This window comes from Paenibacillus sp. FSL K6-1230 (assembly GCF_038002385.1).
In the GTDB taxonomy this organism is placed as follows: domain Bacteria; phylum Bacillota; class Bacilli; order Paenibacillales; family Paenibacillaceae; genus Paenibacillus; species Paenibacillus massiliensis.
In genome coordinates, this window is sequence record NZ_JBBOCK010000001.1 from 238,537 (window position 1) to 263,388 (window position 24,852).

At 50.0% G+C, this 24,852-nt stretch carries 20 protein-coding genes; 12 read left to right on the forward strand and 8 right to left on the reverse strand.

Annotation, left to right across the window (positions count from 1 at the left end; all coding sequences use genetic code 11):
• The first annotated feature begins 70 nt into the window (after positions 1-70).
• The 3 genes from MKX74_RS01115 to MKX74_RS01125 all read left to right on the forward strand — a co-directional run bounded on the left by MKX74_RS01115 (position 71) and on the right by MKX74_RS01125 (position 5,216).
• Entirely contained in the window at positions 71-3,250 is a 3,180-nt protein-coding gene (locus MKX74_RS01115; RefSeq protein WP_341177208.1) for an ATP-binding protein, read from the forward strand.
• A 1-nt stretch (position 3,251) separates the two neighbouring features.
• Entirely contained in the window at positions 3,252-3,923 is a 672-nt protein-coding gene (locus MKX74_RS01120) for a response regulator transcription factor (RefSeq protein ID WP_341177209.1), read from the forward strand.
• 345 nt (positions 3,924-4,268) lie between these two features.
• Positions 4,269-5,216 (forward strand): ring-cleaving dioxygenase, encoded by a 948-nt coding sequence (locus tag MKX74_RS01125; protein WP_341177210.1) that lies wholly within the window; start codon positions 4,269-4,271, stop codon positions 5,214-5,216.
• A gap of 134 nt (positions 5,217-5,350) precedes the next feature.
• On the opposite strand, the gene MKX74_RS01130 is transcribed toward MKX74_RS01125, so the two are convergent.
• Positions 5,351-6,250 carry an SDR family oxidoreductase gene (locus MKX74_RS01130; RefSeq protein ID WP_341177211.1) on the reverse strand — a complete coding sequence of 300 codons (900 nt, stop codon included), beginning with the start codon at positions 6,248-6,250 and terminating at the stop codon, positions 5,351-5,353.
• Between the two features lie 152 nt (positions 6,251-6,402).
• Here MKX74_RS01130 and MKX74_RS01135 point away from each other — a divergent pair, with 152 nt between their 5' ends.
• The 6 genes from MKX74_RS01135 to MKX74_RS01160 all read left to right on the forward strand — a co-directional run bounded on the left by MKX74_RS01135 (position 6,403) and on the right by MKX74_RS01160 (position 13,302).
• Positions 6,403-7,134: a PspA/IM30 family protein gene (locus tag MKX74_RS01135; RefSeq protein ID WP_341177212.1), complete on the forward strand. Its 732-nt coding sequence runs from the start codon at positions 6,403-6,405 to the stop codon at positions 7,132-7,134.
• Positions 7,135-7,244: 110 nt separating this feature from the next.
• The gene (locus MKX74_RS01140; RefSeq protein WP_341177213.1) at positions 7,245-8,276 is read left to right on the forward strand and encodes a TFIIB-type zinc ribbon-containing protein; all 1,032 of its coding nucleotides are present in this window, start codon (positions 7,245-7,247) and stop codon (positions 8,274-8,276) included.
• A complete protein-coding gene (locus MKX74_RS01145; RefSeq protein WP_341177214.1) occupies positions 8,276-9,073 on the forward strand; it encodes a TPM domain-containing protein in 798 nt (265 codons plus the stop codon). Before MKX74_RS01140 ends, MKX74_RS01145 begins: the two co-directional genes overlap by 1 nt.
• A gap of 57 nt (positions 9,074-9,130) precedes the next feature.
• Positions 9,131-10,204, forward strand: a complete 1,074-nt coding sequence (locus MKX74_RS01150; protein ID WP_341177215.1) for an SPFH domain-containing protein — start codon at positions 9,131-9,133, stop codon at positions 10,202-10,204.
• A gap of 177 nt (positions 10,205-10,381) precedes the next feature.
• Complete coding sequence (gene licT / locus MKX74_RS01155; RefSeq protein ID WP_028592842.1) at positions 10,382-11,221, forward strand: BglG family transcription antiterminator LicT; 840 nt, start codon at positions 10,382-10,384, stop codon at positions 11,219-11,221.
• A 164-nt stretch (positions 11,222-11,385) separates the two neighbouring features.
• On the forward strand, positions 11,386-13,302 hold the full coding sequence (locus MKX74_RS01160; protein ID WP_018887016.1) for a beta-glucoside-specific PTS transporter subunit IIABC: 1,917 nt from the start codon (positions 11,386-11,388) through the stop codon (positions 13,300-13,302).
• A 23-nt stretch (positions 13,303-13,325) separates the two neighbouring features.
• Here the strand turns inward: MKX74_RS01160 and MKX74_RS01165 are convergent, their stop codons facing one another.
• Positions 13,326-13,649, reverse strand: a complete 324-nt coding sequence (locus MKX74_RS01165) for a hypothetical protein (protein ID WP_341177216.1) — start codon at positions 13,647-13,649, stop codon at positions 13,326-13,328.
• Between the two features lie 142 nt (positions 13,650-13,791).
• Between MKX74_RS01165 and MKX74_RS01170 the strand changes: the two genes are divergently transcribed.
• Entirely contained in the window at positions 13,792-14,577 is a 786-nt protein-coding gene (locus tag MKX74_RS01170) for a methyl-accepting chemotaxis protein (protein WP_445667246.1), read from the forward strand.
• Between the two features lie 230 nt (positions 14,578-14,807).
• On the opposite strand, the gene hxlB is transcribed toward MKX74_RS01170, so the two are convergent.
• The 3 genes from hxlB to MKX74_RS01185 form a co-directional block, all read right to left on the reverse strand.
• Positions 14,808-15,365 (reverse strand): 6-phospho-3-hexuloisomerase, encoded by a 558-nt coding sequence (gene hxlB, locus MKX74_RS01175; protein WP_341177218.1) that lies wholly within the window; start codon positions 15,363-15,365, stop codon positions 14,808-14,810.
• Positions 15,366-15,369: 4 nt separating this feature from the next.
• The gene (gene hxlA / locus MKX74_RS01180; RefSeq protein WP_018887013.1) at positions 15,370-16,005 is read right to left on the reverse strand and encodes a 3-hexulose-6-phosphate synthase; all 636 of its coding nucleotides are present in this window, start codon (positions 16,003-16,005) and stop codon (positions 15,370-15,372) included.
• A 310-nt stretch (positions 16,006-16,315) separates the two neighbouring features.
• The gene (locus MKX74_RS01185) at positions 16,316-16,648 is read right to left on the reverse strand and encodes a winged helix-turn-helix transcriptional regulator (RefSeq protein WP_018887012.1); all 333 of its coding nucleotides are present in this window, start codon (positions 16,646-16,648) and stop codon (positions 16,316-16,318) included.
• 216 nt (positions 16,649-16,864) lie between these two features.
• On the opposite strand from MKX74_RS01185, the gene MKX74_RS01190 reads away from it, so the two are divergent.
• Together MKX74_RS01190 and MKX74_RS01195 are read left to right on the forward strand one after the other, a co-directional pair.
• Positions 16,865-17,914, forward strand: coding sequence for a hypothetical protein (locus MKX74_RS01190; RefSeq protein WP_341177219.1), 1,050 nt, complete (start codon positions 16,865-16,867; stop codon positions 17,912-17,914).
• A 390-nt stretch (positions 17,915-18,304) separates the two neighbouring features.
• Entirely contained in the window at positions 18,305-19,723 is a 1,419-nt protein-coding gene (locus tag MKX74_RS01195; protein WP_341177220.1) for an NAD(P)/FAD-dependent oxidoreductase, read from the forward strand.
• 5 nt (positions 19,724-19,728) lie between these two features.
• Here MKX74_RS01195 and MKX74_RS01200 read toward each other — a convergent pair whose 3' ends face one another.
• The 3 genes from MKX74_RS01200 to MKX74_RS01210 all read right to left on the reverse strand — a co-directional run bounded on the left by MKX74_RS01200 (position 19,729) and on the right by MKX74_RS01210 (position 24,724).
• The gene (locus MKX74_RS01200) at positions 19,729-21,327 is read right to left on the reverse strand and encodes a helix-turn-helix domain-containing protein (RefSeq protein ID WP_341177221.1); all 1,599 of its coding nucleotides are present in this window, start codon (positions 21,325-21,327) and stop codon (positions 19,729-19,731) included.
• Positions 21,305-23,104 carry a sensor histidine kinase gene (locus tag MKX74_RS01205; protein ID WP_341177222.1) on the reverse strand — a complete coding sequence of 600 codons (1,800 nt, stop codon included), beginning with the start codon at positions 23,102-23,104 and terminating at the stop codon, positions 21,305-21,307. Before MKX74_RS01205 ends, MKX74_RS01200 begins: the two co-directional genes overlap by 23 nt.
• A gap of 273 nt (positions 23,105-23,377) precedes the next feature.
• Positions 23,378-24,724, reverse strand: coding sequence for an ABC transporter substrate-binding protein (locus tag MKX74_RS01210; protein ID WP_341177223.1), 1,347 nt, complete (start codon positions 24,722-24,724; stop codon positions 23,378-23,380).
• Positions 24,725-24,852 lie beyond the last annotated feature (128 nt).

Below are 24,852 nucleotides of genomic sequence, written 5' to 3' on the forward strand. Positions count from 1 at the left end.
GATTCGGCTAATAACGACCAGACGAGGCTCGCTATGGTGGATATGCACGATATTCTCCATATGCCTGTTCATGACTCTGCCTCAGCCTCAAGCTGCAGCTTCGTATATTGCCGAGCAGGGAGTTCTGGACTTGAAGTCTTGGGATGCAGACCACGATGGAGCCGTGCGATTAGACGGGGAATGGGCTCTGGACTGGCAACAATATACGAACCCGGCACTCTCGTCTGGAGCCGAAGTGAACTGTGAGAGCTGTAATACAGGCTACGTCCAAGTGCCGGGTATATGGAAGTCGGGTGCCGAAGCCCCGCTCGGAATACAGGATAGCGGCTATGCTACCTATCGCTTGACGATCCAGACAGCAGCGACGGATGGGCTGTATGGTCTATATTTGAAAAGTGTCCACTCGGCCTACCGACTGTACATTAACGGTACACTCGTCTCTAGCGTTGGTGAGGCTGGAACAAGTCCAGCATCGACAACCGGGCACTATGGCAGGCCAGTCGTGTTATTCCATCATCAGGGTACAGAGCTTGAGCTCATGCTGCAGGTCGCTAATTATTCATTTCCGACGGGGGGAATTGATAAGAGCATTCTTTTTGGTACCCAGGAGCAGATCACAACCCTGCGCCAGGAAGGCTTGGCAAGAGATCTGTTCTTGTTCGGGGCCATGTTCACGATTGCCATCTATCACATGGTGCTGTATGTCCTGCGTAGGCATAATTGGTCAACGCTGTATTTCTCGCTATTTTGCTTCATGATGGCAGCACGTACATTAGCAGTGAATGAGCGATTTATTCTGATGCTGTTCACCGACATGACGCAGGAGATATTCGTCAAGATATCCTATGTGACCGTGTATCTGGGTCTTCCTCTCTTGATCCTGTTCATCTACAGTCTATATCCGTCCTATTACTCTCTGCGCATTGTCAGAGCGGTGTGTGCGATCAGTGGGGTCCTGTCATTATTGATTTTGCTCACCCCTGTTCGTATCTATCATTTCACGCTGCTCTACTACCAGGTGTTAATCCTTGTGGTCCTGATCTACATCCTTGCTCGATTAGGGGTTGCTGCTTTGCAAAAAGAGGCAGGCACGACTCTACTGCTGATTGCCTTCGCCAATCTTTTCGTCTTCGCGTTGAATGATGTCCTCTATAATAACAATCTGACGCAATTTGGCACACTTGTCCCGTTTGGAATGTTCGTGTTTATTTTGCTGCAATCCTTGCTATTATCGATTAACTTCTCCAAGGCATTCACGCGGATCGAGCAGCTCTCGGATCGTCTGCTTCAGCTGGATCGCTCCAAGGATCAGTTCCTGCATAACACTTCACATGAGCTGAAGACACCGTTACAGGGGATGATCGGCTTGGCTGAATCACTCGCTGCGGGGGCTGCGGGCCCGCTTCCTGCTGAGGCTGTGCGTCAGCTGCGTCTGATTCAATCCAGTGGACAGCGGTTGTCCCATTTGGTGCATGATCTGCAGGATTTTACGCGTCTGCAGGATAAAGAGATCGTTCTGCAGCCGACAGTATTGCATATGCATCAGGCTGCCGAATTGGTAATCAGATTACTGAAGCCTCTAGCGGAAGGGAAGACGGTTGCCTTCAACAATCAGATTCCGGCTGACGTGCTCGTGTATGCTGATGAGAATCGTGTATTGCAAATCATGAGCAACCTCATTGGCAATGCATTGAAGTTCACAGATGCTGGCTCCATCACGCTGGAGGCGTCTACACTCGGTCAGTGGCAGTGCATAACGGTGCGCGATACGGGCATCGGGATACCTCATGATCGACAAGAGGCGATCTTTGAAGCCTTCGAGCAAGGAGACGGCTCGATCACCAGATTATACGGTGGTACGGGTATCGGCTTGAGTATCACCAGACATCTGGTGGAGCTTCATGGAGGGCGCATTTGGGTCAGATCGACCGAGGGAGAAGGGGCAGCATTCAGCTTCACGCTTCCTTTACACGATCCAAGTTGCCAAGCTATGCCTATGGATGCCGAGACTAGGACGGATGTGAAGACTCAGCTATACAAGTCATCTGGTCTAGCCCTTGCTGAGATACATCAGCAGCTGGAATCCATACCGACCCCGTACTTGGAAGGCATGAGGGAAGAGGAGAACACGGAGGGACAGAGGAGGGAGAGGTGTGAATCGCCTTGTATTCTGATTGTGGACGATGATCCGATTATATTGCAGATTCTGCATAATCATCTCTCCTCCGCAGGTTACATCGTAGTACAAGCCAGCAGCGGACAGGAAGCTCTTGAGCAGCTGACTGAAGGCTGTGAGCCGAGTCTCATTATTACGGATCTCATGATGCCCCGCATGTCAGGCTATGAGCTATGCCGAGTTCTGCGGGACCAATACGGGGAACGAATCCCTATTCTGATCCTTACGGCCCGCAATCAATCAGAGGATATCGAGCTGGGCTTCGACGCAGGCACTACGGATTATCTCATCAAGCCGATCACGCGAGCGGAGCTCCTTTCCAGAGTAGAGCTGCATCTGAAGCTGGCGACCTGGAATCATAGTCTGGAGAAAGAGGTCATCAAGCGCACGGTACAGATGCGCCAGACCATGAAGGAGACAGCAGTAGCCATAGCCGATATTAGCGCTGAGGAGGAGAGAAAGCGCATTACGAAGGAGATTCATGATGCGCTGGGCTATTCCCTTACGACGACCCTGCTGCAGCTTGAGGCTGGCAAGAGTCTGATCCCGAGCAAGCCAGAGGAAGCGCTCAAGTACATGAGCAATTCCCAGGAGCTGGTGCGACGTGGTCTGAGCAGCATCCGCAGGTCGCTGAGGCAACTGAAAGAGCATGGGGATGAGCAGCAACAGCAGCATGAACGAGAGCAAGGGCGTCCATTTGCGGAGCGAATTCAGCATCTGATCCAGGAGACGGAGGCGTATACGGGAATTCAGGTGCAGTATGAGCTGCAGGTGGGTGAGGCATCATTGAGCCCTGAGCAGCAAAAGGTTCTATACGATGCGCTGCAAGAGGGAATTACGAATGGTATCCGACACGGACATAGTCGTGCCTTCCAGCTGCAGTTACTTGAACAGGATGATTGGATTGAATTCAGATTAAGAAATACAGGCCATCCCTATGCTCCAGAGCAGCCCGGTATAGGACTCTCTTCAATGAAGGAAGCTGTGCATCGTCTGGGAGGCCAGGTAACCATAGGCTCCGATGAGGGGAAGGGCTGCCTTATTACTATACATTTAAAGAAGGAGCGAGATTGACGTGGAGCGAATTCGAATCATTATTGCAGATGATCAGCGGCTCCTCAGAGAAAGCCTGCATACCGTACTGGAGCTGGAGGAGGATCTGGAGGTGATCGGGTTGGCGGAGGATGGCCAGCAGGCTTATGACCTAAGCGTCAGACTGCAGCCTGAGCTGGTGTTGATGGATGTACAGATGCCGATTATGGACGGTATTCGTGCAACTCGCAAGATCAAGGCGCGCTGTCCTCACACCCAGATCCTGATCCTCACGACCTTTACAGATGACGAGTATATTATAGAAGGACTGGCTGCCGGAGCCATGGGCTACTTGCTGAAGGATATGGACAAGACTACGCTCCTGAAGGCGATCCGTGATGCCGTAGAAGGGCGTCATCTACTGACACCTGAGATTGCAGCCAAGCTGGCGGCACGTCTGTCCTCCATGTCCAAGGTAGAGCCCGTTGCTCTGAACCAGGAGAAGCTTCACGGCATGAGCATTGAGTTCACCGAGCGTGAGAGACAGATTATTGCACTGATGGTGCATCCCATGACCAACACGGAGATTGCGGAGACTCTGTACATTAGCGTGGGCACTGTGAAAAATTATATCAGCGTCATCTATAGCAAGCTCGGTACGAGCGACCGGATGCAGGCTGTTGCCTACCTGAATAAGCTCATGACCTCTGGCTAGCCAACGGACGGTTAGGCGAGATTAATCTTGGGGATAAGCATTCCTACGTAAGCATCGAATAAGCATGGAGTCCTCATTACATTTCGGATAGACAAGCCTGGCCTGTAGGTCAGGCTAATTTTTTTTGCAAATAAGATCAGTGAAGAGTGGTTCATTATAAATAGAAACAGAAGAAGCTTGAGGAAGACAATGCTGTTTAGAAAAGGTGTTGACAACAATTACGAATTATTATATCTTTAAATCAAGATAAACGAAATTGAGGTAAACGCAATTAAGGTAAATGCAATTGAACATACATGATGAGCAGTCTAATCGGCATTCTATAACCTATGGGAGGTTTTTCAAATGACAATTCAAACAACAGGTATTCATCACATCACTGCTTTTGCAGGCGATCCACAGCGTAATGTTGATTTCTACGCCGGTATTCTTGGCCTGAGATTGGTGAAGAGAACGGTGAACTTCGATGCCCCGGATATCTACCACCTGTATTTTGGCGACGAACACGGTAGCCCGGGTACAATCATTACATTCTTCCCGGCTGCAGATACACCGAAGGGGAGAGTCGGCGGTGGACAGGTGGGCGTTACATCGTATGTAGTGCCTACAGGGGCGTTGGAATTCTGGCGGAATCGTCTGGAGAGCTTCGGGATCGCAGTGACGACTGCTACTCGCTTCGGAGAGACTTACTTGCAATTCGAGGACAACGAAGGGCTGAAGCTGGAGCTTGTTGAGCGTGAGGGTGGTGCTAACGGCACCTGGACACATGACGGCATTACTTCGGATACAGCGATCAAGGGCTTCGGTGGTGCAATTCTCTATAGCACGAATCCTGTGCGCACCATGGATGAAATGGAGAACCTGCTCGGAATGACCAAAGTAGGCGAAGATGGCGAGTATGCACGTTATCGTGCAAGCGGGGACATCGGTAATATCGTTGATATCCCGCTGGCCAGAAAGGCTCCAGGGTATGGTGGTGCAGGTACGGTTCACCATATCGCTTGGCGGGCAACGGATTTCGATCAGCATGAGCAGTGGAGAGCGGCCGTTCAGGCTTATGGCTACCAGCCTACTAATGTAATTGACCGTCAGTACTTCAACGCAATCTACTTCCGGGAGCAGGGGGGAATTCTGTTCGAGATTGCTACAGATCCACCAGGGTTCGCCAATGATGAGCCTAAGGAAAGCCTGGGCCAGAAGCTGATGCTGCCAGAGTGGTTCGAGCCGAAGCGTGAGCTGATCGAAGGCAACCTGCAACCTATTGAAGTGCGCATTCCACCACGGCAGGGTTAATGAAGAGGGTTTGCAGCTTCTAAGCAGGCCAAGACTAATTCATCTTATGTAACGTAAAAGAGCCTCCATCTCCACGATGTACGTACAGTGGATGTGGAGGCTCTTTCTGAATCGAGCAGAAGTAGGAAGCGAGGTCAGGTCGTAACCATGTCTCCCCCGTTGATATGCACACATTCCCCGGTGACATAGGATGAATCCCGGGAGGCCAGATATACATAAGCTGCCGCCAGCTCATAGGGCTGTCCGGCTCGGCCCATAGGAGTCTCGGTCCCGAAGACCATGACATCCTCAGCGGAGAAGCTGGAAGGAATCAGCGGCGTCCAGATCGGACCAGGTGCTACGGCATTCACCCGAATTCCCTGAGAAGCAAGTGATTTGGCCAGCACGCGGGTCAGGGACACGACCGCCCCTTTTGTAGAGGAGTAGTCGATCAGCTGCACATTTCCTTTATATGCCGTTATGGAGGCTGTATTAATGATGGAGGATCCACGGCTCATGTGTGGCAGCGCCGCTTGTATCAGGAAGAAATAGGAGAAGACATTAGTCTGGAACGTCTGGTATAGCTGCTCCTCTGTGATATGTACAATGCTGGATTGAACATATTGCACCCCATGGTTGTTGACCAGTATATCAATCCTGCAGAAAGTATCTAACGCAGCACGAATGACTGCCTCGCAATTCTGCTTCAGCCTCAGATCGATCTCAAGTAACAGACAGCGCCCCCCGACCTCCTCGATCCGCTGCCGTGTTCGTTCTGCATCTGTTCGTTCATAAAGATAGGCAATGACGATATCAGCACCCTCCTTGGCAAAAGCAATTGCCGCTGCTCGCCCGATCCCGCTATCACCACCCGTAATAATAGCCACCTTGTCTTTAAGCTTGCAGCTACCGATGTAGGCGGGATCTTCACTGATGGGCTGCGGTACCATAAGGGTCTCTAAGCCCGGCTGTCGATCCTGATGCTGTGGTGGGAAGGCGATGTTCTGTTCCTTACATACCGTTGTTTTACTGTAAAATGGGTATACCGGATTCATGCAGCAGTTCCTCCTTTATTGGGCGTCCTCAGATCATACGGTTAGCCTATGCATTCGCCCAGGAAATGGTGAGTGCGACAAGATATGAATCCTTTTGGGCCTAGTTCGAGTATTATATAGGTAGATACAACCTTTGGAGGAGGGATTACGATATGGGAATCCTATCGAGGTTCAGAGATGTAATGAAAAGCAATGTGTATGCTTTGTTGGAACGGACGGATGATCCAGAGAAGGCCATTGAACGTTACATGCGAAGTATGCAGCAGGATTTGGGCCAGGTCAAAGCAGAGTCCGCTTCGGTGCAAGCACAAGAACGCAGGGCAAGGCGAGCCATGGAGGACTCCCAGGCCGAGATGGATAAGCTTCATAGGTATGCCGAGCGTGCGGTTAGGGACGGAAATGAGCAGCAGGCTCGCACATTTCTGGAGCGCAAGAGTGATCAGGCCCGCAAGCATCAAGCGCTGAAGGCTGCTTATGATCAGGCAGCAGCAGCGGCAACAGGAATGGAGCGTATGCAGGATAAGCTTACCGATGACCTGTCGCGTCTGGAGGAGCGCCGGGCTCAGCTGAAGGACAAGATGGCCGAGACGAGACAGCAGGAGCGGCTGAATGCCATGAATACCGGCGGTGAAGGAGCTGGGTCTGCATTCGGTGCGCTGGAGGAGAAGGTCAATCAGGCCTATGATGAGGCTATGGCACTGGCGGAGCTTCGGGGTGAGCGTAAGGATGATCTGGATGAGCTCATTGCCGAGCTGGAGCGGCAGGAGGCTGGCAAGAATGCGGAGCGCGGTGGGAAGGATCATCTCACGCAGGCAACGGACATCGTGCTGGACCCCGAGGCAGAGCTGGCTGCACTCAAGGCCAAGGTGGACCGTGGAGAATAGGAGATTATTGCGTTGCTTTGAGGAAGGACCTTCCTTCAGGGAGGAAATTCACGTCTATGCAACGATTATATGGACCGTAATAGGCATGAACGGAGAATGTGAGGTGAATAATGCCGGTTATTGATTATAAATGCCCAAGCTGCGGGGGCAGCATGGCCTTTGACAGCACGAAAGGCATGTTGGCTTGCAGTAGCTGTGGGAGAACCGAACGGATCGAGGACTTTCCCGATCCCCTGAAGCAGTCTGTTTTTACAGATAATGAAGCCAGAGAGTATCACTGCAATAGCTGTGGTGCGGACTTAATGACCGATGCAGAGACGACAGCTACCTCTTGTAGCTTTTGTGGCTCACCGGTCGTGCTTGCAGATCGTCTGACGGGGCGAAGAGCTCCGGTGAAGATTATTCCGTTCTCCATCAGCAAGGAGGAGGCGATTGCAGCCTTCAAGAAATGGTGCCGGAATGGCTTACTTACTCCAAGGGGCTTCATGACAGCGGACCGGATCAAGGGAATTACCGGGATCTATGTGCCATACTGGCTGTATGATCTGGATAATGATATTGAAGTACAGGCCCGAGGTACGAAGGTTCGCAGCTACACAAGAGGCGACTACCGATATACCGAGACAAGCCATTATGATATTTATCGCAAAATACGTCTTAACTACGTCGATGTGCCGATTGATGCCGCTGCCAAGATGGACGATCATATGATGGATAAGCTGGAGCCATTCCCTCTCAGGGAGCTAAAGAGCTTCAAATCACCTTATTTGGCCGGATTCATCGCGGAGAGCTACAGCTATGATGATGGAGAGCTGCTGCCGCGTGCCAAGAGCAAGATCAGCTCTTATATTGATTCCTATATTCGTAACTCCATGGCAGGCTATGCCACCGTGACGAACGTCGATAGACAGATTGATACGCAGCTGAAGAATGCTGACTATGTCCTGCTGCCAGTGTGGATGGTCATCTATGATTACAATCGCATGGAGCATGCCTTTGCCATGAATGGTCAGACAGGCAAGGTGGTCGGCAAGCCGCCACTCAGTAAAATGAAAATAGCTACCTGGTTCGCGGGTATTGCCGGGGCAACACTGCTTACCTTGAAGATTGCATCCTTCATGATGGGAGGAGGCTTCTGGTGATGAGAAGATTCGGTATATTGCTGACGGTACTGCTCATATGGACAGTCGGAGCATTACACGGGCCTATAGCTTCTGCTACAGCTTCTACAGCTACTTCTACAGAGCACAAAACCTTGATCTATGACGAAGCGGGCTTGCTTAATCCGCAGGAAGTGGAACGACTGGGTATACTGGCTAACCAATACAGCGCGAATCGTGAGACGGATATGATTGTGTACACGACCAATAATCCTGAGAATACCGATGTAATTCTGCTGACACAGAATTTCTATGATGAGCGGGCACCTGGATATGACCATGCGCATGGGAATGCAGTCATTCTGACGCTGGATATGTACAATCGTGATGTCTATCTAGCCGGCTTCTACAAGGCTGAAGAGTACCTCGATAATGGCAGACTGGATAAAATACGTGCACGCATCACACCGAGATTATCAAGCGGTGATTATGCTGAGGCGTTCCAGATCTATCTGCAGACAGCAGACCGATATATGGGCTATCCGCCCGGAATGAACCCGGACAATCTCCTCTTCAATGGCTGGTTCCAGCTCATTGTATCCTTGGCAGTTGGAGGGGGAGCTGTAGCGATCATGACCTATCGGTCTGGCGGGCGAATTACTGTGAATGGCAGCACCTATGAGGATAGCGGTACGTCAGGCATACTGCAGCGCCGGGATCAATACCTGCACACGACGACGACAAAGACCGCAATACCGAAGAATAATTCTTCGGGTGGCGGTGGCGGTGGAACGACGGGCGGAGGTCATTCCCATAGTGGCAGCAGGGGTTCATTTTAAAAGTAGGAACGAGTTCAGGACACATTCACAAGGTTGACGACGAGGGGATGGATAATTGTGGGATTTTTTAGAAATCAGTTTGCGAATGTAGTGGAATGGGAAGAATTCAGAGATGATATGATCTTCTGGAAGTGGAGCAATCGAGAGATCAAGAAAGGGAGCAAACTGATCATCCGGCCGGGTCAGGATGCTATCTTCATTAATAACGGCAGGATTGAGGGCGTATTTGAGGATGACGGAGAGTTCAACATCGAGTCGGAGATTATTCCTTTTCTGTCAACGCTCAAAGGCTTCAAATTCGGCTTTAACAGCGGGATGAGGGTCGAGGTGCTCTTCGTCAATACGAAGGAGTTCACCGTGAAATGGGGTACGCAGAACCCAGTGCTGATCCAAACTGCGCAGCTTCCTGGCGGAATGCCGATTCGGGCAAATGGAACCTTTAACTTCAAGGTAAGCGATTATGTCACGCTCATTGACAAGATTGCCGGTGTACGAAGCAGTTATCTGGTAGATGATGTGAAGCTGCGTATCACGTCGGTGCTAGACCAGCTGCTAATGAAGTGGATTAGCCGAGAAGGGAAGGATATGTTCAACCTGCAGGCTAACGCTTCGGATATTGCCCGGGGAATACGTGAAGACCTCGATATGGAGGTTATGGATAATGGTATAACCATTACAGGCTTTCATGTGATGAGCTTCAACTATCCGAAGGAAATACAGGATATGATTACGAAGACGGCCTCACACGAGATGGTGGGCAATGTTCAGAAATACCAGCAAATCTCCATGACGGATGGTATGGCCTCCGGGAAGATTCAAGGTGGGGGCGCCGCTGCGGATATGGCTGGAATGATGATGGGGATGAACATGGCTAGCGAAATGCTGAAGAATATGAATCAACAGGGTCAGCAGCAAGCCAACCAACAGCAGGGAAATCAGCACCAAGGTAGCTCACAATCGGGCCCACAGCAGCAAGGTGGACAGCAGTCCGGAGGTCCTACGAGCGGTCAGACGTCAGGCTCTGCTTCAAGCGGAGAGGGTGCAAAACGACCGAACTTCTGCCCCAATTGTGGTACGAAAAATGAGGGAGCGAACTTTTGTCCTAATTGTGGATACAAATTAAGTTCGTAACTGTGAATTTTTTACTTGCTAATCCTGCAGACTTGGACTATGATGTACATTATAAGTAAGCGTATACAGTTTGCGGGTTGTAACTGTTGAATCAGGCAAAACCGACTATCTTGGGAAAGGTAGGGTTCTGCCTTTTTCTATATACTGGAGCGATTTCTGTATATTGGAGTGGATAAGGTGAAGATCGAGAAAGTGCTTAACAATAATGCAATCGTGGCCCTCAAGGACAACCAGGAAATGATCGTGATTGGCCGCGGCATCGCCTTCCAGAAGCGCCCTGGTGATGTCGTCTCTGAAGAGCACATTGATAAGATATTTACTTTACAGAACGAAGATATACAGGAGCATTTCAAGACGCTGATCTCCAGTATACCGATTGAATACATGAAAGTGTCGGAAGATATCATCGCGTACGCCAAGCTTAAGCTAGGAAAGAAGCTGAATGACAGCATCTACCTGCACCTCACGGATCACATTTATTTCGCGATTGAGCGGTATAAGAATAACCTGCCGATTAAGAATGCCCTGATCTGGGAGACCAAGCAACTGTATAAGGAGGAGTACGAGATTGGGCTTGAGGCGCTGAACATGATATGTGACCGCTTTGGCGTTATTCTTCCAGAGGATGAGGCCGGATTCCTGGCACTTCACCTCGTCAATGCAGCCTTGAATGAGGAGATGCCCAATATTCGCAGCATGACACAGGTCATGCAGGAGATATTGACGATCATCAAATATCATTTTAAGACGGATTTGAATGAGAACTCGCTGAATTTTTACCGGTTCGTCACACATTTGAAGTTCTTTGCCCAGCGCTTGGTTAAGGGGAATCATTACAAGAGCAACAACGACGATGAATTGTTCAAAATGATTCAGAAGAAATACCCCGAGGCCTATAAATGCACGCAGAAGATTAGAAAATTCATCGAGAATAACTACACGTATCAACTAACGGATGAAGAGATGATGTATCTGACCATTCATATCGAAAGAATGGCCTATAACACAGAAGAATAATGCTTGTAACTAGCGAACAGGGTTGTAACTTATGAAGGCAAAACCTGGGTTGCTGGTATGGAGTCAGACTCGGATATTCCGATTCTGTTGCTTCAGACCAGTGGCTCAGGTTTTTTTTGAAGCTCAAGGTAATACTACAAACAAAAAAAGAGGGAGACATTCCAATGAAATACGATCAATTGGCGAAAGATGTCCTGTCCCGAGTCGGGGGCAAGGAGAACGTAAACAGTGTATTCCACTGTGTGACACGGCTTCGTTTCAAGCTGAAGGATGAGAGCATTGCCAAGACAGAAGAGCTCAAGGCGTTGCCAGGTGTCATTACGGTTATGCAAAGTGGTGGCCAATATCAGGTCGTTATCGGTAACGAGGTACCTGATGTGTACAATGCGCTGATCAAGGTAAGTGGACTTCGTGCTGAGGGTCAGGTAGAGGCGGAGAAGGAAGAGGGCCCTAAGGGCAGTCTGCTCAGCCGTTTCATTGATATTATCTCTGGCGTGTTCACGCCATTGCTGGGTCTACTGGCTGCAACAGGGATGATTAAGGGCTTCAATGCCATGTTCAGCTCCTTCGGCTGGATTGAACAGACCTCAGGGACGTATCAGCTGTTAAATGCGGCAGGGGATTGCTTGTTCTACTTCTTCCCGATCTTCTTGGGTTACACCGCGATTAAGAAATTCGGCGGTAATCCATTCCTAGGTATGGCGATCGGGGCCTCCATGGTCTATCCGACACTGGCGGGGCTGAGAGCTGGAGATCCGCTGTACACGCTGTTCCAGGGCACAATCATTGAATCACCGATTCATGTTACGTTCCTTGGCATTCCAGTCATTCTGATGGATTATTCATCGACGGTTGTACCGATTATCATTGCGACGTACTTCGCAACGAAGGTCGAAGGGGTGCTGAGACGCATCATTCCAGGTGTCGTAAGAACATTCCTGGTTCCATTCTTTAGTGTACTGATTGTAGTTCCAATTACGTTTATGGTGATTGGCCCAATATCCACTTGGCTCAGCCAATTGATCGGTGCTGGCGCAGTAGGCATTTATAACCTCAGCCCGACAATTACAGGATTGCTGGTAGGCGGATTGTGGCAGATTCTCGTAATATTTGGTTTGCATTGGGGGCTCATCCCGGTCATGCTCCTGAATATTTCTCAATTTGGAGAAGATCCGTTGCTTGCCATGATATTTGTGCCATCTTTTGCTCAAATCGGTGCTGTAGTAGCTGTAATGATTAGAACTAGAAATTCCAAGCTGAAGACACTCAGTGTACCTGCATTCATCTCGGGTCTCTTCGGTGTTACAGAGCCAGCCATTTATGGTGTGACACTGCCGTTGAAAAAGCCGTTTATTATGAGCTGTATCGCAGGCGCTGTCGCAGGTGGCTTCCTTGGACTGATGGGCGTTAAGAACTATATGCTCGGTGGACTTGGAATTTTCCAGATCCCATCCTTTGTAAGTCAAGCAACAGGTATTACTTCTAATATGTACTATGGAATCATTGGTGCAGGGATCGCCTTCGTACTGGGTCTGGTACTGACTTATGTAGTGGGCTTCAAGGACTCGGCTGAGACGACTGCAGCTCCTGCACAGGAATCCAAAGAGCTGGAGCCTAATCCGAATGTACGTCATGACATCTATAGCCCGATGGAAGGTGAAGTCGTAGATCTGAAATCCATTGATGATATTACCTTTGCTGGTGAACATATGGGTAAGGGGATTGCGATTCGTCCAACGAGCGGAAGAGTCGTTTCCCCTGTGAACGGGGTTGTACAAACTGTATACCGTACCAAGCATGCGATTGGTCTGGTTAGTGATGATGGTGTGGAAATGCTGATCCATATTGGTCAGGATACGGTTCAACTGAAGGGTAAGCATTTCACAGCGCACGTAAAAGATGGCGATCGTGTTCAAGTGGGAGACCTTCTGGTGGAATTCGATCTGGAGGCGATCAAGCAAGAGGGGTATGAGACCGTAACACCGATTATTGTGGCAAATACCTCCAACTACCTCGATGTAGTAGGTGTTGAGGCGACTGCGGTAAAAGAAAAGGATAAGCTCCTTACGGTTATGGGATAATCCTGTAGGTTGAATAGAGGTTGTCAGATAGATCGTATCAAACCAACAACATGATTCGTCAAAGGGCAGCCTCGGGAAGAGGTTGCTCTTTGGCTATAACGATACATAGCAGGATGAAGTGTCATGCGGCACCTATCTATATCATCTACAGTACCATCTGCACCCATCTGCACCCATCTGCACCCATCTGCACCCATCTGCACCCATCTATAGCCATCTTCAGCCATCTCCACAGCATGAGAGAACGGCTCTACAAAAGCAGATAAAATCAGATTATTGAGCACGATAAAATTTTTTGCTATGTTTTCTGCAAAGCATGTAAATTTTTCTTCGACAATTACCGACAATATATCTTATACAATCTTTATGCAAAGATTATGAAATTACTCATTGAGATGACAATAATCATTTAGGTAATGAGCGAAAGGTAGGTTATCCCCCGTGGAAATTGTTGAAGCTATACTGAAGTCTATTCCTTATTTTAAAACTATGATGCGTGAAGAAGTGACCATTACCGTTTTTGATCGGACTCATGTTTTAGGTTACTTTGAATCAGAGGGTATTCGACTGGGTTTCAATGTAGGCGATCCTATGGCTCCAGGCTTTGAGAACTTTGCGTCTCTCAAGAATGGACGAGAAGCTACATTGGTGCATCTTCCTGCGGATCTGTTCGGCGTACCGCTCGATATGATCAATATCCCGATCTTTGACGATAATAATGAGGTTGTTGCTGCCTTCGCTGTCAGCTACAACGTCACTATGCAGAATGAGCTGGACAAGGTCATTACTAATAACCGTGAGAGCACAGAGAACCTGATTGAGATGGTGCAGCAGGTAGCCGCACATTCCGAGGAGCTGCAGGCGACTAGCGAGCAGATTCTGCAGAATACGCAGCAGGCGGTGCAGAATTCCGCCAAAATTAACAAAGTAGCCGAGTTCATCAAGGAAATCTCTGAGCAGACGAACCTGCTTGGCCTGAATGCAGCGATTGAAGCAGCACGTGTAGGAGAAGCGGGCGCAGGCTTCGGTATCGTCGCTCAAGAGGTACGTAAGCTGTCTGTAGAATCCAAGAAAGCAACTGTCGATATTGAGGGTGCGCTGCGTGACGTACAGGAGTCGATCCGTCAGATGGAGAAAGAGCTGGAACAGGTCGTAACCTCATCCAAGGAGCAAGCCAAGATGGTATCTTCCTTTATCGACATTACCGAACGGATGCACAAGAGCAGTGAAGCGTTGCAGCAGGTAGCCAATAATCTGACCTCCTATCAGGTGTAAGCTCTTTAGAAGCGTGCTTTAGAACTCAAAAGTGGGTTAATGAGCAAGTGGTTAATGGATCTGAGTCAGAAAAAGATAAGAAGGAAAAAGATAAGATAAGAGCCCCACATCCCCAGTACGTGAGCTATGAGCTACAGGGTGGATACTTTGAGACAAAGTAATCTGCCTGAGCCATATTTCTGTGATAGGGAGTGGGGCTCTATGTCTTGGAGCTGGAAAGTTTGCTCTGCCTATTCCAGATTGGCATGCATGCCATACATGCCTTGTCCGGTCTGATGGGTGAGCTCCATAATTCGAAGGATAAGTGCATCTCCGCATAGCAACAGGGATTGCTCAAAAAGTGAGCCCATAGGCTGGATGGTTACACTGCTACTGTCGTTATTATCCTTGGGTGCTCCTGGTAGCTGGATGGCTATATCCGCCATCTCGCCAATTCGTGAATTGGGAGCGGTCGTCAGGAGCGCAACCGAGGCACCGAGTGCCTTGGCCTTGTTCGCCATAGCAGCCAGACCTGCCGTCTCGCCTGACCCGGAGCCAATCAGGAGGAGATCACCCGCTCCGATTCCTGGTGTCGTTGTCTCCCCGACGACATAGGCTTGCTGACCCGCATGCATGAGTCGCATGGCCAGCGAGCGCATCATGAAGCCGGAGCGACCTGCCCCGGCACAGAAGATTCGCTTGGCACCCAGCAAGGCCTCTACCAATGGCTCGGCTGCTCCATCCTTCAGGAGCCCGGGAGCGGTCTCCAGTTCGGAGATAATGTGTGCCAAATACTCATGTGTCTGCATACTCTTATGCCTCTTGGCGGACCAGCTGCTGCATGCGGCTTGCTACCGCTGCTTTGTCCTCTACACCTGTAATGCCACCGCCAACAATGACGAGGTCTGGCTTGGCTGCAATGACCTCTTGCAGGGTGTGCTCTTTAATGCCGCCAGCTACAGCAGTTTTGGCTTGGCTAACAGCCTTTTTCACTGTCTTCAGGCCTTCAAATGGGCTCTCACCCTCAGCTTGCAAATCATAGCCGGTATGAACACAGATATAGTCGACCCCGAGTGCATCCACTTCGCGTGCACGTTGCTCCAGGTTCTTAATACCGATCATGTCCACCAGAATTTCTACGCCACGCTTACGCGCTTCCTCAACTGCACCCTTAATCGTCGCATCCTCAGCTGCAGCAAGAATGGTAACGATGCCAGCACCTGCCTCAGAAGCCTTCATGACCTCATAGCCACCTGCGTCCATGACCTTCAGATCAGCGAGAACAGTCATTTCAGGGAATGCTTCCTTCACAGCCTTCACCGCGTGCAGACCTTCATTAATAATAACTGGTGTACCAATCTCAACGACGTCAATATAGGATTCAACCTCACGAATCAAAGCGATGCCTTGTGGGATATCTACCAGATCCAGAGCCAATTGCAATTTCATATTTGTCCACTCCTTCATCATTTGTACATAGGTTTACCGTTCTGCCAGTGACCAATGCAGTCCTGACCGGCTTGGACATTATTTTAAGTTCATAGCCGTGATAAAGAAAGTACGCACTATTTTGTAACGTAGTCACCAAAAAGAAACTATGGAGAGCTGGAATATCTCGTGAAGCCGTAAGTTTGTGCTCCTTCAGAGGCTACCATGTCTCATATCACAATGCTGTGAACGCAAAAAAAGCAGGCCATCCATTCAGGAGGACTGCTGTGCTGACTTGCCTCAAAGCTGTAAGCTTCAAGCTATACGTACTTCAGGGCTGAGCATGCTCCAGATGCTGCTGATGACGGCTTCCCCACACGGCCATGACATCCAGCAGATCGCGTACACTTGAGCCATATTCGGTTAATGAATATTCTACTTTGGGCGGGACCTGAGAGTATACCTTGCGATGAATGATTCCGTCATCCTCCAGCTCCCTTAGCTGCTGGGTCAGCATTTTCTGGGTTATTCCCGGCATATCACGGCGCAGCTCGCCAAAGCGCTTTGTGCCATCTGTCAGATGGCACAAAATAACGGGCTTCCATTTTCCACCGATGACCTTTAGCGTTAGTTCAACCGCACTTTTGAATTGTTGATCTCCCATCCTCATTACTCCTTCGTCCTGTCTTATTGCATTCATTGTATCGGACTGTACGAGGTTCTGCAAAACAAGTCATGAGCCCACGCATTTCTCTGGCTAGACCAATATGCTGTTTTGAGCATTTTGCCTGAATGGGAATCTGAGTCAGCCGCAATCAAATAACTACTACAAATCTAAGCAGTCAAATGCTGAGTCCAAATATAAGAATGGGTGAGCTGATTGGCGACATTTGCAGAGGCACTCGCGTTGAAGACAAGATTAGCCCCGAGATTATTGAAGAATGTCCTGGTGCAGGCCGTGGGGGTCGGATATGCAGATCCCACGCGGCCAAGCAAGGGAGCGGCTGTCATTATTTATACACATAAAGGAGTATCTTACTCTTCACTCGGGATGAGCCTCGGGCCGGCGGTATTGAAGCAGGAGAAGTCAGGTCATGCTGTGCGGGTGGTTCAGGCCGCGAGACTGAATGCGCATGCCTGCTATCGCAGCCGAATACGTCCAGTTCCAGCAGGCTATAGCGTGGGGACGGTTGATGGCTCCGGGACCGCAGGACTGATCGTTGTGCCTGTAGCGGACAAGGAGCATCGGTATTTGCTCAGCAATAATCATGTACTAACCGATCCTGTGAATTCACGTCGCTTCGTGGCAACAATCCAGCCTGGAGGCGCAGATGGTGGGCGGAGCAGAAGAGACCAGATTGGAAGGCTGTACCGTATCATCAGATTGAAGCGTCGCGGTAAGAATTATATGGATGCCGCATTGTCGAAGCCCTTTTGCAGCAAGCTCCTGGACCCGAGGTATGCGACGGTAGGTACCTTGCCGGGCTATGTAACATCTTACCGAGTCGGAGATCGCCTTGTGAAGGTAGGGCGCACTACGGGAAGGGTGTCTGGAAGGGTCGACTCTGTCCATACCGATGTACAGGTCAGCTATGGGGAGGGACTCGGCATCATTACCTTCCGGGATCAGACCATTATCGCGGGGAAGTGTGCTGTCTCTCTGCCGGGAGACTCGGGTTCAGTCTGGCTGACCTGCCGAGATCACTATGCGGCAGCTGTGAATTATGCGGGCACAGACGATGGTAAGCTGTCCATTGCCTATCCGGTGAGTTGGTTCATGCGAGCCTTTCGGATGCAGGTGGCGAGACCAGCAGGGAAGGGAGCAGCGAGGGTCAAGTGCATCCATACAAAGGGAAATCCCGCCTATGCCAGGCAGCTTAGCCAGAAGGAAATACAGGGTTTGTGCATGACCCGACCTTTCAAGCTCTGAGGTGTGGACCGGTCATCAAGCAGATGTTTAGAGAGATCATTTAGAGAGGTCATGAAGTAATAGCGTATAAGGTAATGAGTCAAAAAGTAAAAGCGTAAAGAAGTAAAGAGGTAAAGAAGTGGTGGGCTATGAAGTAATAGCGTAAAGAATTCGTGGGATATGAGGTAGTGCGATAATAATGTAATAAATGTGAACCGTATTATTGTGTGGGTAGGGATAATGAATAATTTCGCTACTCTATTTTGGTACAACATACAATTCAGCTTCCAGCAGATTGCTAATCCATAGTAGAGAATATAACATGATTTATAAAAAACGTAATAATTATGACATGTTATCTGACATTGAATGCCGGGTTAGAACATGAAGCTACTGATGGGGGTGGAGTAAATGAGTGTGGAGGCGTTAAATGAGCGTGTGCGGACAGACCTTGGATACCTGGCCTACCCTGGGGCAAATTGGGTACGTGAGCATCGCCATCCGGAAGGTCACGTCTACGATGTTATTGTAGTAGGTGGCGGTCAGAGCGGATTGGGCATCGCTTTTGGACTGCTGCGAGAGCGTGTGGCGAATATTCTGGTCATTGATGACAATCCAGAGGGGCAGGAGGGACCGTGGGAGACCTATGCCCGCATGATGACGCTTCGTACACCGAAGCATATCACCTCGATCGACCTCGGGATTCCTTCTCTGACCTTCCGCGCATGGTGGGAGGCTCAGACGGGCACTCAGGGCTGGGAGGAGCTGGACAAAATTCCGCGCCAGCACTGGATGAGCTATCTGCGTTGGTATCGTCAGGTGCTTCAGCTACCTGTACGCAATGAGGTCAGGTTGACCTGGATTGAACCGATCGGACGTGGGCTTCATCGTCTACATGTAGACGGTGCTGGTGCTCCCGCCGAGACGCTGCTGGCTCGCAAGGTTATTCTGGCTAATGGCATACAAGGCGGAGGAGAGTGGCACATCCCGTCTATGATCAAGGAGCAGCTGTCTTCTGAGCTGTATGCCCACACCTCACAGCCTATAGATTTCAATACGTTGCGGGGAAAGAAAATTGCTGTCCTTGGTGGCGGGGCCTCTGCGTTCGACAATGCCAACTATGCGCTTGGTGAGGGTGTGGCTGAGGCTCATGTGTTCGTACGCCGCGGGGAGCTGCCACGGATCAATCCTATCCGCCAGATGGAGCTGTCCGGGATGATCGAGCGTTACGCTGTACTTGGGGATGCCGACAAGTATGCAGTAATGTCACACTTCTTCAGGCATAATCAGCCCCCGACGAATGATACCTTCGAACGTGCATCCTCCTGGCCGGGCTTCCACCTGCATCTTGGTGCGCCTTGGGAGGCTGTGGAACAGACCGACGCTGGGGTGCGCATTACCACGCCTAAGGGAGTGGATACATTTGATTATCTGATCATCAGCACAGGACTTCTGACGGACCCGGCACTGCGCCCAGAGCTGAGAAGTGTGGAGCCAGTTATTACACGCTGGGGTGACCGATACACGGCTCCAGAGGAGGTAGCGAACCCGCTATTGGATCTGCACCCATATCTGAGTCCGGGCTTTGCCTTCATCAGCCGAACCCCGGAAGGGGAAGACAGGCTACATGGTCTGTTCAGCTTCAACTATTCGGCGCTGATCAGCTGTGGCTTGTCGGCCTCGGCGTTGTCAGGCATGCGCTTTGCGATCCCCAAGCTGGTCGGCGCCGTGACGGATCAGCTCTTCCTGGATGATCGGGAGGAGATTCTGGCTGATTTCTTCGCTTATAGCGAGCCTGAGTTCACCGGAGCCTGGCCAATAAGAGCATAGTCTAGCTAGCGACCAAATCGGTATTCCTTGGGGGAATACCCCGTATGTGTGCGGAACAGCTTGATGAAGTAGCTGGTATTGTCATAGCCCAGTGACTGAGCCACCTGCTGTGTCGTAATGTCCGATTGCTCGAAGGCTTCCTTGGCCTGCTCCATCTTGATGCGTGTCACATATTCAATAAAGGTTTCGCCCGTCTCACTCTTATAGATTCTGCTAAAATGGCTCGGGTTCATGCCGAGATGTCTCGCAACGTCCTCCATGCTAATTTTCTCATGCAGCCGTGCCGAGACGTACTTCTGAGCTTCATGGATGACGGGACGCTTGGATTGCTGGGCAATGGACTCTGCCAGTGTAATCTTGTCGCGTACATATCCGTCAATGAATTCCTGCAGCTCCTCCAGTGTATTGAACTGGAGGAGCTTCTTGTGCAGCGTCTCAGCGGAATGACCGTGGAAATGCAGAAGAGAGCTGTACTTGACCTCGATATCCATCAACAGCTTGAGCAGGAAGGCTCGCACGGCATCGACGTGAAAACGTCCGTCCCGAATGTACTGTGTCCATTCCCGAACGATACCGCTGCAGCGATCGCGATCCTGTACAGCAATGACCTGTTTGATATCATCCAGCGCCTGCTGGTAGCTACTAAAGATATCCTCGCTCGAGGTTGCAAAATTGGTACGCTTGTAGATGCTTCCCTCTGCTGCATAGAAACGTTGATTGTCTGTAACTAGTAGCTCCTGCATCCCCTTACGCAGCTCCGCCGGGGAAGAGAAGGGCTCGGACATGGCAGCTGACATCCGAATATGCAGCCGCTGAAATGCACTCAACAGTGAGGTTAGATGCCCACGTACGACCTCGTACTGGTTCTGCTTGATAGTCTTCGGGAAAGGAAATAGCAGCAGCGTCTCCTGCTGGCTGAACTGGAAGCTCACGCCGATCCCTGCGCGGTCGATCAGCTCTTCAATGACATTATCGAAAGCATAACCCATGAGAGTGCCATTCTGGAACCGTCTTTGTAGCAAGTGGGCGTTGTTAGGATATAACAGCACAGGCATGTAAGGTGTCGTATGGATATGAACGCCCAGCTCCTGCAGCTCACGCGTCCATCCTGCCTCGTTAATCACGGGATTATGCAGGGATTTGCGCATGAATTCGGCTTTGTACAAGGAATGAGTCTCGTGTACGATCCGTTGCATCTGCAGCTTCTTTTGCTGCTCGGTCAGTTCCCCTTGCAATTTGTCCACGATATTGCGCAGTTGTGTCGTAATCTCCTCAGGCTGCATGGATTCCTTAAGTATATAGGCGGTCACCCCGATGGATACGGCTTGCTGTGCGTACTGGAATTCATCGTGGCAGGAGAGGATGATCGTCTGCAGCTTAGGATTCCGTTCCTTCAGCTGACGAATGAGCGCCAATCCATCTACCTTGGGCATGCCGATATCCGTAACGAGAATGTCTGGCAGCGTCTGCTCGCAGCATTCCAGAGCTTCGCTGCCATTGTGGCAAAGGCCAATGATCTCAATACCAAGCTCCTTCCACGGAATCGAGTGCTGCAGGAATTCCAACACAGGGTAATGATCATCAGCCAGCAGTGCTTTCATCATACGTATCCCATCCTTTCCAGGGAATGTAGAGTTGGACGCATGTCCCTTCCCCCGGTGAGCTATCAATTCTCATATCACTGTCCTTGCCATAGATAAGCTGCAGACGGTGGTACACATTGTTCATGCCGATCCCTGACATGCCCTGACGCTGCGCGGAGAGCGTGTTGGTATCCAGCCTGAGATTCCGGTTCAGCTCCTCCAGCTGATCAGGAGGAATGCCCTGACCGTCGTCTGAGACAGTGACGATGAGGAGGTCTTCTTGTATTTCCGATGTAATGCAGATTGTGCCGCTACCCTTCTCCAATCCATGGATGAGCGCATTCTCAATAATGGGCTGGAGTACAAAGCGTGGCATCATGACGTCCAGCGTCTCAGGAGCGAGCTCCGTCTCGTAGTGGAATGGTTCACGCAGCGTTACCTGCATGAGCACCATGTATTCCACACTGATGCTGATCTCTTCATCGAGTCGTACCATACGGTCCTGGCGTTGGATCGTCATGCGCAGTAGCCTGGACAGGGAGCTAAGCAGATCGGCGCTCTCCCGATCGCCTCTCAGCCATATTTTCATACGGATTGAATTGAGAATATTGAACAAAAAATGCGGGTGAATCTGGGCTTGCAGCATGGATAGTTCAGCCTTGCGCTTGTTCTCTTGCTCTGTCGTGATTTCCTCTACCATTCCTTCTACCCGGTCCAGCATTTTATCAAAGGATTTGGCCAGCATGCCTACCTCATTCTCCCCACGAATACCCGAGCGCACGGAAAGGCGATCCGCTTCGATACTGGCAGCAACCCGACTTAACGCGACAAGCGGCTTGGTGAACTGGCGCAGCAGATAAATCAGAATCGTGACGAACAGGACCATGAACCCAACCTGCCACAGGAAATTAATCCAGTAAATCCGGTTCGCTTTGGACACCGCGTCATCATAAGGAATAAGACTGACGATCGACCAGTTCTCATAGGGCATTTTCTCCATGGCATACAGATAGGAGACACCATCAATGGAGATCACAGGTGATTCCTTGGCACTGTGCTCATTCATAGCATTAAGATGAGGGAAGGTCTCACCCACACCCTCTTGTCCGGCCAGAATTCGACCGTGGTCATCTACGAGTAGAATCGTCTGCTCCTTGTAGGCTTCGAAGAGCTCAGAGATCCGTTTCTCCGAAATGCTGACGACGAGGTACGCGTAGGGTCGTGTGCCCGATGTACGGAGCGTGCGCACGAAGGTAATGACCTGAGGATTACGCTCCTGTTGATTCTCTACATAGTTGGGCTGAATACCCAACCACTTGTTCTGATAGGCAGGCAACTGGTCCATCGTCTCGAACCACGGCTCCTCCATGAATTGGAGAGGAGTGAACTGGTTCATGAGCAGGTAATTGGTATAGAAGCGTTGATCTGGCGTGAGCACGGTCACGAATACCCCATCCTTGTCATGCGTCAGCGAGTTGATCCGTTCGGTAACATTATAGGTGCCGCGATAGAAGGTATCCTTGTAATTGCCGCTCTTCAAAAAAGGGGTGATGCTGCTGTCGAACTCCAGATGATTGGCAATGCTGAACAGACCCTGTATGGTGTTCTGAAGCTGCAGCTTGACGAGCTTGAGCGATTCAGAGGCATTCGTCACAGCCTGCTCCTTGATCAGATTGTTGGTGAACATACCGCTGATATAGACGACAAACCCAAAGGGAATAATCAGGCATATTAAGGAGGTCAAAATAATCTGGTGTCTCAGCTTGGAGTTGCGAATATATCGAAGCATATTGTTCATCCTCTTCAGGTAGTTCGGCATCATTTCCTAGTTTTTATTATAAAGCGCTTCCAAAAGGCATGCACCCCAAATTTTTTGTAAGGGGTCATAGAAGGCTGATATTCCGCGTGTGAATTACGATGCAGAGCACTTCGGCATCAAGTCTGTAGGCAATCCTGCGTTCACGGCACTGTACTTGAGAGGTCAGAATGGAATATTGGCTAAATGCAAGGAATTAGGACACCGCATAAGCGGGTCCTAATCCGTGGGATGAATCTATGAAGATGTAGTGCGCTATTGATTCGCGCTAATCAGGTTCTTAATGTTGGTCTGCGCATTGGTGACGGCCGTATCCAGATCCTGAGCACCCAGCAGCATTTTCTCCATTTCGTTCATCAGGGCTTTATCCAGCTCTTCTTGATAAGGTACGGAGATGTACATCTTAGCAAGCTTTGTGGCATCAAGCACGTGCAGCAGGGATTCCTTGTCGATCAGCTTCTCTGCATCAGGACCAGAGGTCATCTTGTCAATTAGAGCCTGGGAGTCCGATTTAGCCCAGCCGTTCAGGTATTTACCTTGCAGCTCCATACCTTCTGTAGTGAACCATTTTGCGAAGGTGTAGGCTTCTTGCTTGTGCTTGGATTTAGCATATACAGTTACAAAATCACCATCTGCCTTACTTGCAATCGGATCGCCAGCTTTAGCTGTCGGATAAGGAGCGAAGGCTGTCTTGAAGTTCTGCTTGATCGGTCCGTTACCGGCTGCTTCTGTAATCATCCAAGAACCGATCATCAGCATGCTAGCTTGACCGTTCATGAATACATTCCGATAGTGCAGCTTCTGGCTAATAGTATCCTCATAGGGTACAGCGGAGCCTTCCTTGGCAGCACGATCACGAATCGCGAGCCCTTGGCGGAACAGGTCGTTGTCTACATTCGGTGTACCGTCAGACTTGATTACGTTGTTGTTCTCCAGTTGACCCATCAGTGGCAGCATGGAGTAGTCTACCCATGTGTGGAAATAGGTACCGTATTGCTTGGAAGGGCCTTCACCCTTGGTCAGCTTCTGAGCATAGTCGAGATACTCATCCCAAGTCCATTCGGTCGGTACAGGCAGGCCTGCTGCATCCAATTGGTCTTTGTTCAGCATGACGAAGTATTGATTGACTTTACCAGGGAAGGCATAGTGCTTGCCATCAATGGCCGTGTCCACTTGATATTCATCGTTGAATGTCTGGCCGTCCTTCTCCAGATACTCATCGAGCGGCTCCAATACGTCAATCGCAGCACGCTGAGCATAAGCAGTTGGGTTATTCATAATCATAACGTCCAGCTCTTCGCCAGAGGCGATCGCAAGGTCAATCTTTTTCATCGTCTCGTTGGCGTCATTCAGAACACCTACGACGGATTCTACTTTAATATTCGGATGTTGCTTCTCGAATTCAGCAATAAGCTTGTCGAAGCCCTCGATTTTGTCATCGTACCAGTGGAAAAACTTGATTGTGACTTGTTCATTGCCACCCTCACCGGAACCGGAACCAGAGGAGCTTTGCTCATTCGCAGAGCCTCCGCAGGCAGTCAGTAATAGAGAGAGAAGCAGCACCGCGCAAAGGCTGATGGAGACAGAGCGCCGTTTTTTCATGGATATAACCTCCCTGTGTGTATGCTTTCTTTATAATGGATGAAACGCTTACATTGATCATCCTATCATTTGCACTGACATGCGACATGCAACTATCTTTTTGAAAAGCAAAATATTTTGACTTCATG

Coding starts and splice junctions, on each gene's coding strand:
- hxlB (WP_341177218.1), bottom strand. CDS start 15,365: ATGCAGACACATGAGTATTTGGCACACATTATCTCCGAACTGGAGACC.
- MKX74_RS01170 (WP_445667246.1), top strand. CDS start 13,792: ATGATGCGTGAAGAAGTGACCATTACCGTTTTTGATCGGACTCATGTT.
- hxlA (WP_018887013.1), bottom strand. CDS start 16,005: ATGAAATTGCAATTGGCTCTGGATCTGGTAGATATCCCACAAGGCATC.
- MKX74_RS01205 (WP_341177222.1), bottom strand. CDS start 23,104: ATGAACAATATGCTTCGATATATTCGCAACTCCAAGCTGAGACACCAG.
- MKX74_RS01115 (WP_341177208.1), top strand. CDS start 71: ATGACTCTGCCTCAGCCTCAAGCTGCAGCTTCGTATATTGCCGAGCAG.
- MKX74_RS01140 (WP_341177213.1), top strand. CDS start 7,245: ATGCCGGTTATTGATTATAAATGCCCAAGCTGCGGGGGCAGCATGGCC.
- MKX74_RS01125 (WP_341177210.1), top strand. CDS start 4,269: ATGACAATTCAAACAACAGGTATTCATCACATCACTGCTTTTGCAGGC.
- MKX74_RS01195 (WP_341177220.1), top strand. CDS start 18,305: ATGAGTGTGGAGGCGTTAAATGAGCGTGTGCGGACAGACCTTGGATAC.
- MKX74_RS01130 (WP_341177211.1), bottom strand. CDS start 6,250: ATGAATCCGGTATACCCATTTTACAGTAAAACAACGGTATGTAAGGAA.
- MKX74_RS01135 (WP_341177212.1), top strand. CDS start 6,403: ATGGGAATCCTATCGAGGTTCAGAGATGTAATGAAAAGCAATGTGTAT.
- MKX74_RS01200 (WP_341177221.1), bottom strand. CDS start 21,327: ATGATGAAAGCACTGCTGGCTGATGATCATTACCCTGTGTTGGAATTC.
- MKX74_RS01145 (WP_341177214.1), top strand. CDS start 8,276: ATGAGAAGATTCGGTATATTGCTGACGGTACTGCTCATATGGACAGTC.
- MKX74_RS01160 (WP_018887016.1), top strand. CDS start 11,386: ATGAAATACGATCAATTGGCGAAAGATGTCCTGTCCCGAGTCGGGGGC.
- MKX74_RS01185 (WP_018887012.1), bottom strand. CDS start 16,648: ATGGGAGATCAACAATTCAAAAGTGCGGTTGAACTAACGCTAAAGGTC.
- MKX74_RS01210 (WP_341177223.1), bottom strand. CDS start 24,724: ATGAAAAAACGGCGCTCTGTCTCCATCAGCCTTTGCGCGGTGCTGCTT.